Genomic DNA, 17,267 nt, shown 5'->3' on the forward strand with positions numbered 1-17,267 from the left:
GGACAAACGCTCAATCCAATAATGTTTGAAATTGCGAAGGCACCACGATGCGTATGGCGCCGCCCCAGCTACAGTTAAGCAAGGCCGTCTCGGGCAGGCTGGGCCGTCCCGACAGCAGCACGGCGAAGGCGCCGGGCATCCAGGGCGCGGGCGTCACGGGAATGCAGGGTGCCGGCGTCAACACGCCCAGGGCGGCCGCGGTCGCGGCGGCCACCGCGGGGTTGCCCGGGCAGGCGCACATGCCAAAGGGCGGGATATTCAGACCGGGCACATGGTCCGTGATGGTCCCTGCCGGCATGCCGCCCACCAGGATCGAGGAGGGGCTGGCATTGAAGACCGATGGCGCAAGACCGAAAGAGCAAGCCAATGTCGCGCCCGTCGTGATCTGCCGTGTCACTTGCCCCCCCTTACCCAGCGCTCCAGACGCGAGGGCGGCTCCGCCGGGGGCGGGGCCGGCAGCGACGTCCAGGGCTGCTCCGCCCGGCCGTCGCGATAGATTCGCTCGGAGAGCAGCTGGCCATCGGGACCGTAGCGCCGCGCCACGCCATGCGGGCGGCCTGATACATAAGGCATGGACTCGATCAGGCCATCCGGACCGTAATGCCGCCATTCGCCCTGCGGCAGGCCGCGATGGAAAGCCCCCTCGCGCAGCAGCACACCCTCGTGAAACCATTGCCCCGGCCCCTCCAGGCGCCCGTTGACATAGACCGTGCGGCTGCTCAGCTGGCCACCGGCATCGAAGGTTTCGCAGACGCCGTGCAATTGCCCGGCCACATAATGGCGCAGTACCACCAGGCGTCCCTGCTCATACTGCCGGCACTCGCCGTCGAGCCGGCCATCGACGTACTGGGCTTCATAGAGGGGTTGGCCGTTTTCCGACAGGCGCAGCAGACCATGCAGGCGCCCGTTCGCCAGCATGGCTTCAACCTGCTCTTGCGGCGCAAGACCGTCGACCTCGCCATCCGCTTGCACCCGCTCCAACCATTGCATCAGTTCACCTTCACCAGACCACCCTTGACCCGCAACAGCCCGCCACCATCCAGGGTCTGTGTGGCCGTCGCGCTTTGTTCGATCGATAAGCCCTTGACGCTCACCGTGGCGGCGGACTCCAGGCTGTAACCTCCCATTGTCTTTATGGTGAGCCCGCCGCGCACATCTATCGTCAAGTTCCCGGACACAGTGAGCACGCAATCCCCGGAGACGTCGCGCCGGAACCGGGCGGCGTTCACATGGGCCTCATCGCCGCTGACCCGCACTTCGCGGCTGCCCTGGACCTCATGCCGCTCATTGCCTTCGGCCACGCGGACCAGGCGATCACCCTTCTCGATGCAATGGGTTTCGCCCTGTCCGGCGAGCGTGGACAGCAGCGCCTGGACTTCGACCTTCATGTCCTTCTGCGCCCGCAGATACAGCTCCTCTTCACCACTGCGGTCATCCATGCGCAATTCATTGCCGGCCTGGCCCTGGCGCGTCGAGCGGGAACGCAGCAGCGTCTGCGCCTGCTGCGCCGGCAGATCCAGCGGCAAGCCCTGCTTGAGGTTGTAGACGGTGCCTACGACCATGGGCCGGTCCGGGTCGCCATCGACGTAGGCTACGACCACCTCTTGGCCCACGCGCGGCAGGAACCACGCGCCCCAACCCTGGCCGGCCAGCGGCTGGGATACCCGCATCCAGCAAGACGCCTGCTCGTTCGCGCCAGGTCCATCATCCCAATGGAACTTGACCTTGACTCGGCCATGGTCATCGGTCCAGATCTCCTCGCCCGCCGGCCCGGCCACCACGGCGGTATGCACGCCTGACACCTTGGGCCAGGGCGTCGATGGCAAGGGACGGAAAGCCAGCGACTCCGGGAAGGCCTCGATACGATTGCCATACGCGCCCTGATGCAGATCGTGCTCGACCACTTTCACGACATAAGACTGATCATGACGGGCGTCCGGATGCCCCTGCAACCGGAACCTCACGCCTGCCCGCAGGTGTTCGCATTCGCTTTCGGCCGACACGGCCACGCTTTGCACGCGCAGGGCCGCAGCCAGGATGTCCGCCCTGCGCTTGCCGTCCGCAGGTTTCTGGTATTTCCCGGGGTAGCGATAGAAACGCCGCCCCGGCCCACCGCCCGTGTGCAGGCCGTTTGCATTCAGATCATCATGGTCGGCCAGCACGGGCGCGGGCGCTTCGATGTGCCACGCGGCCTCGAAACGCGAAAATGCCGCCCGTCCGGGATCCTGGCGGGCATACGTCAGTACCGGTGCCTGCTCACAATCCGGGTGCGCCGACGGCGCATCGGCCAGGACGAGCAAATGGCCTCGTTCCGAGAATTCGAAGAAGTAGAAGATCCCTTCTTCTTCCATGAGGCGGGAGACGAAATCGAAGCCGCTCTCGTCAAACTGCACGCAGTACTCGCGCACCGGATAGTCTCCCGCCGCCAAACGGCTCGACACCACGACACCTTGCTCGCGCAACAGAGCCAGCACGATGTCGGGCGCGCTCATGTCCTGGAAGATGCGCCGATCGCGTCCGGACGCCATGGCGCACATGCCCGGCTGCAGGCGCGCCTCATACCAGGCGTTGCGCGCATCGGCGCCCTGGCAGGAAAAAAAAGTCACCACGCCATGGAAGAATCGCGGCGCGCCACCCCGGCGCTGCACCCGCAGCGTCATGGCGCTGCCTATCATGGCGGCGGGGTCGACATCCCGCCGCGCCGAACGCAGGCACAACCGGAAATCAAACAGTTCAGACAAGGCCTCGCGGCCTCGCATGGACTCCAACAGCAGGACATCCCGACCCAGGGCGGAGTCCACCTTGCCCAGCCAGCCGTCCTGGCGGTCAGCATGCCGAGCCGTGTTCATGGCCGCTGCTCGCCGGGCAGATCGAACAGGAAACCCTGCCTGTCATCGACGCTCATACGTATCGCCGAGAACACGCGGCCCGTGGACAAATGGTCCAGCACGCGCTCGGCGATCTCGGGCAGAACAGCATGGGTCAGGATATGGTCGACATTGCGCGCGCCGCTGTCGACCTCGCGGCAGCGTCGGGCGATCTGGGCGACTACGTCCGGGGTCCACTGGAAAGCCACCGCGTGGTTGAGCCGGATACGCTCGGCGATCTTGTTCAGCTTGAGCTTGACGATGGTCTCGATTTGCGAGTCGCCGAGTGGGTAATAAGGCACCACCACTGTGCGGCCAAGAAATGCGGGGCTGAACTGACGCGCCAGAACGGGACGCAGCCGCTCGCGCAGACTCTCGGGATCCGGCCGGCCGCCCGACAGGCAAGCGTCCGTAATGACATCCTGGGCGGCATTCGTGGTCAGGATGATCAAGGTATTGCGAAAATCGATGGCCACCCCTTCGCCGTCTTCCATCTCGCCTTTGTCGAAGACCTGGAAGAACAACTCCAGCACATCGGGATGCGCCTTCTCGATTTCATCGAGCAGCACTACGCTGTAGGGCCGGCGCCTGACGGCTTCGGTCAGCACGCCGCCTTTGCCATACCCCACGTAACCCGGCGGCGCGCCCTTCAGGCCCGACACACTATGCGCCTCCTGGAACTCGGAAAGATTGACGGTGATCATGTTGCGCTCCCCGCCGTAGAGAATGTCGGCCAGCGCAGCCGCGGTCTCGGTCTTGCCCACGCCGCTGGGGCCCGCCAGCAGGAATACCCCCACCGGCTTGCGGGGATCGTCGAGATCGGCGCGGAAGGTGCGCACGCGGCGGGCGATCGCGTCCAGCGCGGCATCCTGGCCGACCACGCGCTCGCGCAAACGATCCTCCAGATTCAACACCGTATGCAATTCATCGGTCAGCATGCGACCGACGGGAATGCCCGTCCAGCTCGAGATGACGCGCGCCACCGTGGCCGAATCCACGCAGCTGGGCACCAGCGGCTCCTCGCCCTGCAGAACCTCCAGCCCTTTTTCCAGGCGGACCAGATTTTCCGTCATGCTGGCCAGGCCCGGCTCGTCCTGGCCAGACGCCACGGCTTCGTCGATGCGCGCGCGCCAGGCACGAATCTGTTGCACCGCCTGCCGCTCGGCCGTCAGCCGTTCCGCCAACTGCGCCTGCTCCTTCCCGAGCGCGGCAAGGTGCTGGTCCAGCGCCGCTTCCTGCGCCGGGTCGCCCTGGCCGTTAGCCGCCTCGCGCCGCAGCACGCGCCGGCGTTCGCGCGTCTGCGCGAGCCGGCGATCGAGTTGTTCCACGGCTTGCGGCGGCCCGTTCTGCGCCATGGCCACATAAGCGCAGGCCGTATCCAGCACGCTCACGGCCTTGTCCGGCAGCTGGCGCCCGGACAGATAGCGATGCGACAACCGCACCGCATCGCGCACCGCGCTGTCCGGGATGTCGACCCCGTGATGCTGCTGTAGACGCGGCACGACGCCACGCAACATCTCCACGGCCGTTTCCTCGGACGGCTCGTCCACCTTGACGACCTGGAACCTGCGCACCAGCGCCGGATCGCGCTCAACGTAACGTTTGTACTCGGCCCAGGTGGTGGCCGCGATGGTGCGCAGCTCGCCCCTGGCCAGCGCCGGTTTGAGCAAATTGGCCGCATCGCCCTGCCCTTCGGAACCGCCGGCGCCGATCAACTGATGCGCCTCATCGATGAACAGGATCACGGGCCGGGGCGAGGCCTTGACCTCGGCCATCACCCCCTTCAGACGATTCTCGAACTCGCCACGCACGCCGGCGCCAGCCTGCAACAAAGCCAGGTCCAGGGCGCAGATCTGCACATCCTTGAGCGCGGGCGGAATCGTGTCCAGCGCGATACGCTGGGCCAGGCCCTCGACGATGGCGGTCTTGCCCACGCCGGCCTCGCCCGTCAGGATGGGATTGTTCTGCCTGCGCCGCAGCAGAACGTCGATCAGTTGCCGGATCTCGGCATCCCTGCCGATGACCGGGTCCAATCGCCCCTGCCGGGCGAGCTCCGTCAGGTTGACCGTGTACTGTGCCAACGCCGCCGAACCGGCCGCGGCCTGGGGCAGGCCCCCTGCCGGCACGCTACCTTCCGGTCCGGCCGGCAGCAGCCGGGTCAATGCCTCCCGCAACGCGGGGCAACGGACATTGAACAACAGCGGCGCGCTCATCAGAATGCCCTGGCGCAGATCGTCTTTCTCCAGCAACGCCAGCAACAAAGTCCCGGAGCGGATCTGCTGCTCGCCCAGCAGCGAACTTTGCAGCAGCGCCTCTTCGAACCATGAAGAAAAATAAGGTGACAGCGCGGGCGTATGCGGGTTTCCCCGCTTGAAGCCATCGACGGACCGCTTGATCTGCGCCGTCAAAGCCTCGCTTGCCACGTTCGTCTCATCCAGTAAGACCGCCAGGTCCGGCGCCCCCACTTGCAGCAAGGCCAGCAAGAGGTGTTCGATTTCGACGCTCTGATGCGTCTGCCTGACGCACAACTGCGCCGCCTCTTCCATTGCCGTCTTGCAGACCGGGTTCAGACGACCCAGCAGTGCACGTATATCCGTGGTCATATCCCTTTCTCCAGCTAAGAAAAAACGGGGGGTTGTTCCGCGCGCAATCGGAACCTGGGCGATTGCCGAGACGCGCTGCCCAACCAGCTAGACCAGCCCAGGCGGCAGCGCGGGATGGGGCCGACAGTCGGCGCGAGCCGGACCTCGACCTCGAGCGCGGTCCCGGCATAGCTGTGCAGGCATCGCGCCAGCAAGCCATGCTGCTCGCCGCCCGGCACCAGCGCCTCGCGCCGCGCGTCGCTGAATCCACGGCCGTCTCGGGGAGCCAGCGACAAGGCAATGCCAGCCGCCGGATCCCAGGCGCGCGGGCCCAGTGACTGCTGTCCATCCAGGGTGGCCGCGCCCAGCCGGCATTGACGCCCCGTGCTCATCCAGCCGCCCCGCATAGCCTGGGCCGTCACGCGCAAGTCCAGGCGAGACGCGATCAAGGTCTGCAGGCCGGCCAGGGAACGATTGCGCATGATGAACAGCGCCGCGGCTTCCGGCCCCAAAGCCCTCGAACCGGCATCCAGCTCCAGATGGGTCAAGGCGCGCAGGACTTGCCACACGGGCCGGTCCGCGCCGCTGTCCAGCAGGGCGGGATGCAGTCGCCGGCGGGCCTGGAACAGCGCGGCCATGAGGCGATGGTTGAAAATATCGAGAAACGCCACCGCGGCGCCGTCGCCGCGCGCGCGTAGCTGGATCAGCAACTCCGTATAGGGCAAAGGCAGTGGACCACTGGCCCCCGCGATGGCCAGCACATTGCTGGTCAGACCATAGTGGCCCGAGCCCGCAGAGACCGCCAGCACATCGCTGGCGTCAAACGCCAGGTCCGGGCGGGTCCGGAACCGCAACGTCCCTTCCGGGCCCGCCGCTTTTTCGAGCAAGTACGCCGCCTGGAAGAAATCGAACTGTTGCGGCCGCGCCAGCAGGTCCGGTTTCAAAGGATGGCCTCATAGCCTGTCATTGCCGGCCAGCTGTGCCAGACCCCGTCGCCTTGCCGCACGGTCGTGCGCACGAAGGCATTGACCACGGTGGTCAGCGCGAAGTAGCGCGCCAGGACGGCAGCCAGGAGCAGTGGGGAGCTGCCCGCGTAGGCGTCCGGATCGAACTCCAGCACCACGTCGCTGCCCTGCAGATAGCCCCGCCAACTTCCCTGCCGCGCCGGCAGGCTGGTCCGGGTGGCCCGCGCATGGAGCAGCCCCTGTATCATGCCGATCTCGCGCGGTGAATCGCCCGCGAACAGGCGCAGGACTTCCTGCAGGCGGCGGCTGCTGCCGTCCGACTCGAACAGCGATTGCTGGTGCGTCGTCACAAAGCCCGCCAATTGCCAGAGTTGCTCACCGCCCAGCGGCGGATCGCGCTGTGCCGTAGGTTCGTATAGACACACCGCGTCCAGGTTCGCACGCACCTTGTCGAAGTAAAGCTTGGCGCCGGCGGGCACTTGCTCGGCCAGGCGGCGATTGCTACACCACAGGCGCGCATAGGCGACCGGCGCGCCAGGCCGCGCCAGGCGACTGGTGACATCCACAAAGCCGATTAAGGTGTCGGTGCCTCCATAAGGCCGCAGACTCGCCTGGCGGCGGCTGGTCCAGAACATGGGCGGTGCGACGGCCTGCTGGTGATGCACAGCCGCAAAGTGCGGAATGGGAATCGTGCGCTCGGCCATGGGATCGGAGAGATAGACCCGCTCGACGCTCAGGATCTCCACCGTTGCCGCATCCGGCCAGCTGGCGGCCAGGGGATACTCATAGGTTTTTCCGTCCAGCGTCAGGGGTTCGCTGGTCAAGGCGAAACGGTTGATGACGGGCACGCAGCCCAGGCGGAAACTCCCCTCGCCCACGCCCTTGTGGCCGCGCAAGGGCTGCCGCATGGTAAGCCGCATCTCACACCGTTCTTGAAGGAAAGGCAGCCCCTGGGGTAACTCCAGCTCGAAGAAATGGAATTTGCGCGGAAAGGCAAAGAGTTCGCGCAGCAGGGTATGGGCCGGATGTCCGTATCCCTCAAGGCGCAGGACATCCTCGTCCGCCTCGAAGCCCAATTCGCGCCAGTCGCCCGCCTCATGGCGCGAAGTCTCGCCGACCAAGCTGGTGCGCAACACGCCGGCGACCAGCCATTCGTAGAGGGGTGCGGCCTCCATCCAATCGCCACTGACGTGCACGCGCAAGCGCCGTATATCCAGCTCAGACAGCCGCGCGCCGGCCTCCGAGCACAATTCCAGCGATAGCGTCTGCTCGTCCAGCAGGCGCGCCTGACCCAGCCTCAAAGGCCAAAGCTCGCTGTCCCAGGCCGTCTGGAAGCGGCAGGTCTGCCCGCCGCTGGCGCGCGCCACCAGCTCGGTCCCCCGGGCTAGCGGAAAGCCCGCCGTCACCTTGCCCTGACTTGCGTCCAGCCGCAGCTGCACCACGGACATCGAAGGCACGGCTTGGGCCAGCGCGGGGCAGAGATTTTCCAGCAAGGCTGTCGCCAGCTGCGGAACGGCCTGGTCAATCTCGCGATGCACCCGGGCCGACAAAAAAGCAAAAGATTCCAGCAGCCGCTCGACGTGCGGATCAGGCGACTCGCCGCCGTGCAGCAGCAACCCGCCCGCCACCTTCGGGTAACGCTGCGCGAAGTCCGCCGCCTGCTGCCTAAGATAGGCCATTTCTCGCCGGTAGTACCTGAGGATGTCGTCACTCTGCATAGATCTGTAGGCCACGCCGCGTCACGCCACAGTGCTCAAGGCGATCTCGAACCTCACATGCGGCGCTTGCGACTGCGCGATCAACCGTCCGGAGACCACGAAATGGCCGCGCCGCACATCGTCATCCGGAAAGGAAAAAACGACCTCTACATCGGCCAGCCTGGGCTCGTAGCGGCGAACCGCGTGCGCCACCCGCGCCTCTATTGCCTCCCGCTCGTTCTGCGAGCGCAACATCTGGCTGGAAAAGTCCGGTATGCCATAAGCTTCCCAACCGTCGTCTGGCGCCATGTCGCTTTCCAGCGGGCGGGAGGAGCGCGTCGTGAACAGACGCTCGAGCTCCCTGACCAGAGAGGCATGCAAAGCTTCCTGCCCCACCGGATCAGGAGCGTCGGCCGAGAGCCGATCCAGCAAGGGAAGAAAGTAGCGCGACACCGCTTGGCGCACACCGTCAAAGCGGCTTGTTGGCGGCGAGGTCCCAGCCCATGGACGCATTGCCTAGCTTCTCGCCGGTGGGCCCCTGCTGCGTGTACTCGTACTTGATGCTGGTGAACGAGATGGTGAAGCTGTCGGTCTCCATGCCGCCGCCACCGCTGACGTCATAGCTGGAGATGATGCCGTTGCCCATTGTGATGATCATGCGCCCGAGGGATTTGTCATCGGCATTGCGCGAGACGATCAGCTCGATCTCGCCCAGCTTCTTCGCGCCAGCGCAGGCGCCCATCAGGGCGGGGCTGGATTGATCGGCCTGCTTGGCGCAGACCAACTGCCGGAAATCGGGTCGGCCCAGCGTGCGTTCGGAGTTGCCGACATCCAGTGTCATCGGCTGGGATACTCCAAGGGAGAAGCTTTCCAGGACGATGCACCCTTCGTACGGGTCGACCGAGCTGTTGCCCTTGATGTCCTTGATCTTCAGGTAAATGTTCATGGGGGGATTCCTAGGGGCCGTGCGAGGCCATCACGTAGTCTTTGAGATTAGGCCGCCGCGGCGGGCAGGTCGGCCACCAGGCGGATGGACGCGGTGAGCTCTTCCATCTGGTAATGCGGCTTGAGAAAGCAGGTCGCGCGATAGGCGCCGGGCCGCCCCGCGACTTCGGTGACATCCACCCGTGCTTCGCTCAACGGATAACTGGCCTTTTGCTCATGCGAGGCCGAAGGATTGATCAGGACGTAATCCGCGATCCAATTATTGAGGTAGCGCTCGACATCGGCGCGCGACTGGAAGCTGCCGATCTTGTCGCGCATGATGACCTTGATATAGTGCGCGAATCGCGACGCCGCCAACACATAGGGCAGCCGTGCGGACAGCTGGGCATTGGCGTTGGCCGCGGGCGTGTTGTAGACCTTGGGACGGTTGACAGTCTGGCTGCCGAAGAACGTCGCCTCGCCGCTTCCCTTGGCATTGACCAACGCGACGAAACCGAGGTCGCTCAGCTCTTTTTCGCGGCGATCCGTAATCGTGACTTCGGTGGGGCATTTGATCGCGACATCGCCCTCGCCGGTCTTGTAGGCATGGGCGGCCATGCCTTGCACGCGGCCGCCGCCTTCGACGCCGCGTATGGCGGTGGCCCAGCTGTACTGGGCAAAGGCCGAGGTAATTCGCAGACCGAGCTGGTAGGCCGCATTGGCCCACAAGTATTTGCCGTGTTCGGCATCCTGCACATCTTCCTCGAAATTGAAGGACTCGACCGGCTGCTGCGCTTGCCCATAGGGCAGCCTCGCTGCATAGGAAGGAAGGACGAGGCACACATAACGCGAGTCCTCGCTTTCGCGGAAGTGCCGCCAAGCGGCCAGCTCGGCGCTCTCGAACACCTTGGACAGGTCCCGCGTCACACCCATGTCCGTGAAGGACTTGAGGTCGAACAGGCTGGGCGACACGCCGGAGACAAAAGGCGCGTGCGCCGCCGAGGCCACGCGAGAGATCCGCTCCAGCAGCGCGATGTCCTTGGGGTGGCGGCCAAACTGGTAATCGCCGATCAGAAGGCTATAGGGAATGCCGCCGAAGGTGCCGTACTCGTCCTCGTATACCTTCTTGAACAGCACGCTCATATCGTGGTCGACCGCGTTCTCAAGATCCTTGAGCAGGTCTTTCTTGCTGACATTGAGCAGCCTCAGCTTCAGGCGTGAGCTGGTCTGCGTGCCGAACACGAAATCATGCAGGCCCGTCCATGCCGCCTCGAGCTGCTGGAAGGCCGGATCGTGCATGATGGCATTGAGCTGATCCGACAACAGCGCGTCGATTTCCGCGATGCGCTCGTGGATCATCGCCACAACGGATTTGTCCGGACTGGTACGCATGCCCTCGTCCAGGATCTGCGTGGCGAGTTGCCCGATCAACTGCTTGGCGTAGCCGCTCTGGGAAGGCTCGACCGCCATATTGCCTTCGAGGACGATGCGGTCCAGCAGGGGAAGCTCGGCTGTTGCGGGCGCTGCCGCGAGAGTCGGCGCATCGGCCGTGTCCGGCGTATTTTCAGTAGCCATGGATTTACCACCTTGATAGGAAACGGGGGACGGGGGTCGCCGTATCAGCTCGGTTCGGCGCCGCTGGCCGGCGCTTCGGCGGGCGAGGCAGCATCGGACTGCGCAACCTCGTCATGCAAGACCTTGAGCTCTTCGGTGCTGCGCACCACGCGGTCCAGGATGGAATCGAGCTCGTCATTGCCATCCAGCTTGGCCAGCAGGTCGCGCAGCTGGTGGCGGGCCTCCAGCAGGCGCTTCAGGCGCGGCACCTGCTGCACCAAGCTTTCAGGATGGAAGTCGGCAAACCGGGAGAATTCGAGCACCACCCGCAGATTGCCCTGCCCCTTGGCCGTATCCGGCACGCTCAGGTCCAGCCGGGGGCCGATGCGGGCAAGAATCTCGTCGAAGTTATCGCGGTCGATCTCGACGAAGCGCCGCTCCTTGAGTTTGGGCAGGGGCGAGGCGGGATGGCCGGACAGATCGGCCATGACGCCGACCACCATGGGCAACTCGCGTTTTTCGATGGCCCCGCCGTTTTCAACGTCGTAGGTGATCTGAACACGAGGCGCCCGATTGCGCCCCACCCACTTTTGTAAACTGCTCATCGGATCTCCCATGATCGCCAGATATCGATCAGCCGTTGCGGCTTGCGATCTAAGGTATCAATGAAAATCCGGGCCCACAGCCGTCAATGAATCCGAAAAGCGTGGCGCGGCCAGGCCCGCCCCGGCAGGCCGCTCACAAGCGCACAGGAAACACAGAAACGGCCTGCATGCCGCTACGCCAGCCCATGGGCTGGCCGCGCGGACGCAAAAAAGCCGGCAGCGCATGGGCGGTGCCGGCTCTTGCCGATGGGTGCGGCGGCGCCACACCCTGAAACTACTGAATTGACCGTTGAAGATTGGTCGGGGCGAGAGGATTCGAACCTCCGACTCCTGCGTCCCGAACGCAGTACTCTACCAGACTGAGCTACGCCCCGATTTTCTATCAACTCCTCGCTGAAGCGTCCACGGCTACCGCTAGGGCCACCGCCACTGCTTCAGCGACGCTTTCGCAATTTTCGCATGCGCCTCGGATCTAGCGATCTCTGTTCACCGCGAAAGCGCAGAATTCTAACAGAGATTTTTGATAAATGGAAACCGGGTAGACGGAAATCGCCTCGCGCGCTTTCTGGGCCTCGGCTTCGGCGGCCCGGCGGGCATGGGCCAGCGCGTCGGTTTCCTGGATGGCCACGGCCACCGCGGCGAAGTCGGCATCGCCGGTCTCGATGGCCTTGCGGATCAATTCCTGCTGCGCGGGCGTGCCAACCTCCATGACGCGGATCAGGGGCAGCGTGGGCTTGCCCTCGCGCAGGTCATCGCCCACGTTCTTGCCCAGCGCCAAGGCATCGCCGCTGTAGTCCAGGACGTCGTCGATGAGCTGGAAAGCCGTGCCCACATGGCGGCCGTAGGCCGCGGCGGCGGCCTCCTGCTCGGGGGTGGCGCCGGCCAGCACGGCGCCCACTTGGGCGGCGGCTTCAAACAGCTTGGCGGTTTTGTAGCGCACGACCTGCAGATAACGCTCCTGGGACACATCCGGATCGTGGACGTTGAGAAGCTGGAGCACTTCGCCCTCGGCGATGACGGTGGTGGCTTCCGAGAGGATCCGCATGATCCGCATGGAATCGGCCTCGACCATCATTTCGAAGGAGCGCGAGTACAGGTAGTCGCCCACCAGCACGCTGGCGGCATTGCCGAACACGGCATTGGCGGTCTGGCGCCCGCGGCGCAGGTCGGATTCGTCGACCACGTCGTCATGCAGCAAGGTGGCCGTGTGGATGAACTCGACCACGGCGGCCAGCAGTTGATGATGCGTACCCTGGTAGCCCAGGGCGCGGGCCACCATGAGCACCATGGCCGGCCGCATCCGCTTGCCCCCCGCACCGATGATGTAGTCACCGATGGTGCGGATCAGCACGACATCGGAGTTCAGCCGCTCGCGGATAACCGCATCGACGGCTTTCATATCGTCAACAATGGGGGCAATGAGCGCGGGGAGATTCAAGACGTATCCGGATTGTGAAACGAGCCGTTTGGAGGGCTCTTACCGCCAGGCCACCGCCAGGGGCAGTGGATTTCCGGGGGATTATACGGGCTGTCCGAGACGGGCCGCCCGAGCGGGAAGCGGCTCCCGAAAGCTGGGGACCGCCCCCATTTTATCGACGGTGTGCCCGGGACGCGACGCCTAAGCCCTTAAGCCAAAAGCGATTTTTTGACATCCCCTAGGTCACGGGCTAGAATCATGGGCTCGGCTTTGGAATTTCGAGGCCGATCAGGGATGGCTGACATCCTGCTCTTTCTTTTAAGGAAAACCCCATGTACGCGGTCGTAAAAACCGGTGGCAAGCAGTATCGCGTTGCCGCTGGCGAAAAACTCAAGGTAGAACAGATACCTGCTGACATTGGGCAAGAAATCACCCTGGACCAAGTGCTGTCCGTGGGCGAAGGCGACCAGCTGAAAGTTGGCACGCCTCTCGTCGCCGGCGCTGTGGTCAAGGCTACGGTTCTTGCGCATGGCCGGCACGACAAGGTCAAGATCTTCAAGATGCGCCGTCGCAAGCACTATCAGAAGCGTCAGGGCCACCGTCAGAACTACACCGAAATCCGCATCGAAGCCATCACGGCTTAATGGATTCACGGTTTTTTAGCAGGAGCTAAAACATGGCACAGAAAAAGGGCGGCGGCTCAACTCGCAACGGCCGCGACTCAGAATCGAAGCGCCTGGGCGTCAAGGTGTACGGCGGCCAGCAAATCCTGGCTGGCTCGATCATCGTGCGCCAGCGCGGCACCCGCTTTCACCCCGGCGTGAACGTGGGCGTGGGCAAGGACCACACCCTGTTCGCCCTGGCGGACGGCAAGGTCAAGTTCGGCACCAAGGGTGCGCTGAACAAAGCCACCGTCTGGGTGGAAGCCGCCAACTGATCGGCGCTCCGACCAGAACGCGAGGGCCCTGCCGCAACCCGGCAGGGCCTTTTGTTTTCAGGCAGAATATTCCCCATGCCGCGCGGCACCGCGCCGGCTTTCTATCCGTGTACACGCACCATGAAATTCGTTGACGAAGCCACCATCGAAGTGATCGCCGGCAAAGGCGGCAATGGCGTGGCGAGCTTTCGCCGCGAAAAATTCATCCCCCGCGGCGGCCCGGACGGCGGCGATGGCGGCCGCGGCGGCAGCATCTTTGCCGTGGCCGACCGCAATATCAATACCCTGATCGACTTCCGCTATGCGCGCCTGCATCGCGCCAAGAATGGCGAGAACGGCCGCGGCTCCGATCAGTATGGCGCGGCCGCGCCCGATATCACGCTGCGCGTCCCCGTGGGAACGGTGGTGCATGACGCCGATACCGGCGAAGTCCTGTTCGACCTGAACCGCCATGGCGAGCAGGTCACGCTGGCCGCCGGCGGCCAGGGCGGCCTGGGCAATATCCATTTCAAGTCCAGCGTCAACCGCGCGCCGCGCCAGTGGACCCCGGGCAAGGAAGGCGAGCAGCGCCGCCTGCGCCTGGAGTTGAAGGTCCTGGCCGACGTAGGCCTGCTGGGCCTGCCCAATGCGGGCAAATCGACCCTGATCAGCCGCATTTCCAATGCGCGCCCCAAGATCGCCGATTATCCCTTTACGACGCTGCATCCCAATCTGGGCGTGGTGCGCACCTCGCCGTCGCGCAGCTTCGTGGTTGCCGATATCCCGGGGCTGATCGAAGGCGCCTCCGAAGGCGCCGGCCTGGGCCATCTCTTTCTGCGCCACCTGGCGCGCACCCGCGTGCTGCTGCACCTGGTGGATGTCTCCAGCCCGGATCCCGATGCCGATCCCGTCGACGCCGCGGTGCACAATGCCCGCGCCATCGTCGAGGAACTGCGCCGCTACGATCCGGAACTGGCCGCCAAGCCGCGCTGGCTGGTCCTGAACAAGCTGGACATGGTCGCCGATCCGGTGTCCATGAAAAAGCGCTTCTGCGAGGCATTCGGCTGGACGGGACCGGTATTCGGCATTTCCGGTCTCAACGGTGAAGGCACCCAGGAATTGATCTGGGCATTGCAGGACTACCTGGACGCCGAGAAGCAGAAGGACCAGATCGACCAGGACAAGGCGGACGGCAGCTACGTGCACGAGGACCCGCGTTTCGATACGACGCGCGGCCTGCCGCCTGGCGGTGACGAATAAACTCCGTCCCGCGTCAACGGCCGCCGGCGCGGCCAGCCCTCGAAACCTCCCTGGTCATCACCATGACTGCCACCCCTATCTCGGTAATTGCCTCGGCCAACCGCCTGGTTGCCAAAGTCGGATCCTCTCTCGTCACCAATGAAGGCCGCGGCCTGGACCGCGCGGCGGTCAGCCACTGGGCGGCCCAGATCGCGGCCCTGCACAAGCAGGGCAAGCAGGTTGTGCTGGTTTCCAGCGGGGCCATCGCCGAAGGCATGGCCCGCCTGGGCTGGCGCAAGCGCCCGTCGGTCATGCACGAGCTGCAGGCTGCCGCCGCGGTGGGCCAGATGGGCCTGTGCCAGGCCTATGAAGCCGCCTTTGCCGAACACGGCCTGCGCACCGCGCAGATCCTGCTGACCCACGAAGACCTGGCGGACCGCCATCGCTATCTGAACGCGCGCTCCACGCTGTTTGCACTGCTGCGCATGGGCGTGGTGCCTATCGTCAACGAGAACGATACCGTGGTCACGGATGAAATCCGCCTGGGCGACAACGACACCCTGGGCGCGCTGGTCACCAACCTCATCGAGGCAGATTCCCTCATCATCCTGACCGACCAGCGCGGCCTTTATGAGGCCGATCCCCGCAAGAATCCCGACGCCCGTTTCATCTCGCATGCCCAGGCGGGCGATGCGACCCTGGAAGCCATGGCCGGCGGCGCCGGCAGCGGCGTGGGCACGGGCGGCATGTTGACCAAGATCCTGGCGGCCAAGCGCGCCGCCCATAGCGGCGCCCATACCGTGATCGCTTCAGGGCGGGAACGCAATGTCCTGACCCGCCTGGCGCAAGGCGAATGCATCGGCACCGAACTGCAGGCGGCCCTGCCGGTGTGGTCGGCGCGCAAACAATGGCTGGCCGATCACCTGCGCCTGCGCGGGCGCCTGGTGCTGGACGAAGGCGCCGTGCGCGCCCTGCTCAATGAAGGCAAGAGCCTGCTGCCCATCGGCGTGACCGAGGTGCAGGGCGAGTTCGAGCGCGGCGACGTCGTGGCCTGCGTGGACGCGGCGGGCCGGGAATGCGCGCGCGGACTGGTCAATTATTCGTCCTCGGATACGCGCCGCATCATGCGCCATCCGTCATCGCAGATCACGCACATCCTGGGCAGCATGACGGACCCGGAGCTGGTGCACCGTGACAACCTCGTAATCACCGAATAGCCCCGGTTCAGGGCTGTTCGGTCAGTTCGGACAGGAAGATATACCCCCAGTGGCGCACGGCGCGCAACGGCAGGTCCACGCCGGCCTGCCGCGCCTTGCTGCGCAGCCGCGAAACCAGCACGTCCAGGCGGCGGGATTGCATACCTTGAGCATTGGCGCTGCGCCGCACGCAACAGCCAGGCGAGGCAAACAGACCGGCCAGGAACTTGCCCTCGATGGGCGTCAGCGGCAACGTGACGCCCTCCGGCCCGAACAGCGTGCGCCGCGTGTCGCTCAGGCTCCAGCCCCGCGACAGACCCAGGCTGCGGGAGCGGCGCGCCGCCTGGACCACGGCCAGCAGTTCGGCCGCCAGCCATGGACCGCCCGTGTCGGTCAGGCTGAAGCAGAGGTCCGCCCCGGCCTTGAGGGCGGCGATGCGCAGGCCCGGCGCAACGTCGCCGTACTGCACTGCCACGCACACGCCCTGCCCTCGCTCTTTCACCAGTCTGATAATGTGCGTAACGCAGGCGGTCCCGGCGGCCCCGCTGCGCACCAGCAGCACGTCCGGCGTGAGTTCGCCGAGCTTGAGCTGCCAGTCGCCGTCGATGGCTATGCTGTGCACCAGCCAGCCGCCGCGCCGAAAGGCCGTCTCCAGGTAGTCTTGATCGCTGGTGGACAGTGCCGCTCCCTGGCAGTTGACCAGCGCCAGGACCGGGGTCCTCAGCACACGGCCATCCGCGCTGTCCACTTTCCAGAATGATGGCTGTCCTGCATCCATATCTCGAGAAGATTGCATCAGGGTGGGTAGGTTCAAGTGACGTTATCCAAACCACATAAGTGGTTTAATTAATCACCAAAGTAATTTAATCCCACGATTCAATCAGCCTGTGAAGACTTTTTCAGACCGATTGAGACAAGCGCGTGCATTGCGGGGTTACACCCAGCAGGATCTCGCACGCGCATGCGGTTTGTCGCAAAGCGCCATCGGGAGCTACGAAACCAGCCAGCGCCTGAGCAGCCGGTCTGTCCGACGCCTGGCGCTGGTGTTGAATGTCAGCCTGGACTGGCTCGAAATGGGCCGAGGCCCGATGGATCCCGGCGCCTCGCTGGCCGAGCCCCCGCCCGAGATGTCGGGCGGCAACGCGCCCTGGCCTTTCCGGACGGTGACGCCGGCGCACATCGCCGCGCTGTCCAAGCGCGACCAGCGCCTGCTGGAAAACACGGTGCGCAGCTTTATCGAGGCCTGCCAGGCCGAACCCAGCCAGCCTTCCCGCCCTGCCCGGCCCAGAAAAGCCCGCTGACCCT

Annotated in this window: 17 protein-coding genes and 1 tRNA gene; 5 read left to right on the top strand and 13 right to left on the bottom strand. The window is 65.0% G+C overall.

The features are described 5' to 3' along the window. Positions 1-10: 10 nt before the first annotated feature. From AXA74_RS24575 to ispB, 12 genes are all read right to left on the bottom strand, one after another. On the bottom strand, positions 11-397 hold the full coding sequence (locus AXA74_RS24575) for a DUF4280 domain-containing protein (protein WP_029577953.1): 387 nt from the start codon (positions 395-397) through the stop codon (positions 11-13). Next, complete coding sequence (locus AXA74_RS24580) at positions 394-990, bottom strand: toxin-antitoxin system YwqK family antitoxin (protein WP_051593995.1); 597 nt, start codon at positions 988-990, stop codon at positions 394-396. Before AXA74_RS24580 ends, AXA74_RS24575 begins: the two co-directional genes overlap by 4 nt. Next, the gene (locus tag AXA74_RS17895; protein WP_029577951.1) at positions 990-2,849 is read right to left on the bottom strand and encodes a type VI secretion system Vgr family protein; all 1,860 of its coding nucleotides are present in this window, start codon (positions 2,847-2,849) and stop codon (positions 990-992) included. Before AXA74_RS17895 ends, AXA74_RS24580 begins: the two co-directional genes overlap by 1 nt. Next, a complete protein-coding gene (tssH, locus tag AXA74_RS17900) occupies positions 2,846-5,470 on the bottom strand; it encodes a type VI secretion system ATPase TssH (RefSeq protein ID WP_032979523.1) in 2,625 nt (874 codons plus the stop codon). Before tssH ends, AXA74_RS17895 begins: the two co-directional genes overlap by 4 nt. A gap of 14 nt (positions 5,471-5,484) precedes the next feature. After that, entirely contained in the window at positions 5,485-6,393 is a 909-nt protein-coding gene (gene tssG / locus AXA74_RS17905; protein ID WP_029577949.1) for a type VI secretion system baseplate subunit TssG, read from the bottom strand. Then, entirely contained in the window at positions 6,390-8,132 is a 1,743-nt protein-coding gene (tssF, locus tag AXA74_RS17910; protein WP_029577948.1) for a type VI secretion system baseplate subunit TssF, read from the bottom strand. Before tssF ends, tssG begins: the two co-directional genes overlap by 4 nt. Before the next feature lie 21 nt (positions 8,133-8,153). Beyond that, positions 8,154-8,624, bottom strand: a complete 471-nt coding sequence (tssE, locus tag AXA74_RS17915; protein ID WP_080700985.1) for a type VI secretion system baseplate subunit TssE — start codon at positions 8,622-8,624, stop codon at positions 8,154-8,156. After that, positions 8,581-9,057 (bottom strand): Hcp family type VI secretion system effector, encoded by a 477-nt coding sequence (locus tag AXA74_RS17920; protein WP_029577946.1) that lies wholly within the window; start codon positions 9,055-9,057, stop codon positions 8,581-8,583. Before AXA74_RS17920 ends, tssE begins: the two co-directional genes overlap by 44 nt. A 47-nt stretch (positions 9,058-9,104) precedes the next feature. Then, on the bottom strand, positions 9,105-10,610 hold the full coding sequence (tssC, locus tag AXA74_RS17925; RefSeq protein WP_032964163.1) for a type VI secretion system contractile sheath large subunit: 1,506 nt from the start codon (positions 10,608-10,610) through the stop codon (positions 9,105-9,107). A gap of 44 nt (positions 10,611-10,654) precedes the next feature. After that, positions 10,655-11,194: a type VI secretion system contractile sheath small subunit gene (gene tssB / locus AXA74_RS17930; RefSeq protein ID WP_029577944.1), complete on the bottom strand. Its 540-nt coding sequence runs from the start codon at positions 11,192-11,194 to the stop codon at positions 10,655-10,657. A 297-nt stretch (positions 11,195-11,491) separates the two neighbouring features. Continuing rightward, a tRNA-Pro gene (locus AXA74_RS17935) sits at positions 11,492-11,568 on the bottom strand. Between the two features lie 98 nt (positions 11,569-11,666). Next, positions 11,667-12,632 carry an octaprenyl diphosphate synthase gene (ispB, locus tag AXA74_RS17940; protein WP_029577943.1) on the bottom strand — a complete coding sequence of 322 codons (966 nt, stop codon included), beginning with the start codon at positions 12,630-12,632 and terminating at the stop codon, positions 11,667-11,669. A gap of 311 nt (positions 12,633-12,943) precedes the next feature. Between ispB and rplU the strand changes: the two genes are divergently transcribed. From rplU to proB, 4 genes are all read left to right on the top strand, one after another. Next, positions 12,944-13,255: a 50S ribosomal protein L21 gene (gene rplU, locus AXA74_RS17945; RefSeq protein WP_005016713.1), complete on the top strand. Its 312-nt coding sequence runs from the start codon at positions 12,944-12,946 to the stop codon at positions 13,253-13,255. A gap of 32 nt (positions 13,256-13,287) precedes the next feature. After that, positions 13,288-13,548, top strand: a complete 261-nt coding sequence (gene rpmA, locus AXA74_RS17950) for a 50S ribosomal protein L27 (protein ID WP_029577942.1) — start codon at positions 13,288-13,290, stop codon at positions 13,546-13,548. Between the two features lie 120 nt (positions 13,549-13,668). Beyond that, a complete protein-coding gene (gene obgE / locus AXA74_RS17955; RefSeq protein WP_029577941.1) occupies positions 13,669-14,787 on the top strand; it encodes a GTPase ObgE in 1,119 nt (372 codons plus the stop codon). A 62-nt stretch (positions 14,788-14,849) separates the two neighbouring features. Beyond that, complete coding sequence (gene proB / locus AXA74_RS17960) at positions 14,850-15,983, top strand: glutamate 5-kinase (protein WP_032979524.1); 1,134 nt, start codon at positions 14,850-14,852, stop codon at positions 15,981-15,983. A gap of 7 nt (positions 15,984-15,990) precedes the next feature. Here proB and AXA74_RS17965 read toward each other — a convergent pair whose 3' ends face one another. After that, positions 15,991-16,689 carry a response regulator transcription factor gene (locus AXA74_RS17965; protein WP_223850482.1) on the bottom strand — a complete coding sequence of 233 codons (699 nt, stop codon included), beginning with the start codon at positions 16,687-16,689 and terminating at the stop codon, positions 15,991-15,993. A 160-nt stretch (positions 16,690-16,849) separates the two neighbouring features. On the opposite strand from AXA74_RS17965, the gene AXA74_RS17970 reads away from it, so the two are divergent. Next, positions 16,850-17,263, top strand: a complete 414-nt coding sequence (locus tag AXA74_RS17970) for a helix-turn-helix domain-containing protein (protein ID WP_029577938.1) — start codon at positions 16,850-16,852, stop codon at positions 17,261-17,263. The last annotated feature ends 4 nt before the right edge of the window (positions 17,264-17,267 follow it).

The organism is Bordetella hinzii LMG 13501 (assembly GCF_001548475.1).
GTDB classification, from domain to species: domain Bacteria; phylum Pseudomonadota; class Gammaproteobacteria; order Burkholderiales; family Burkholderiaceae_B; genus Bordetella; species Bordetella hinzii.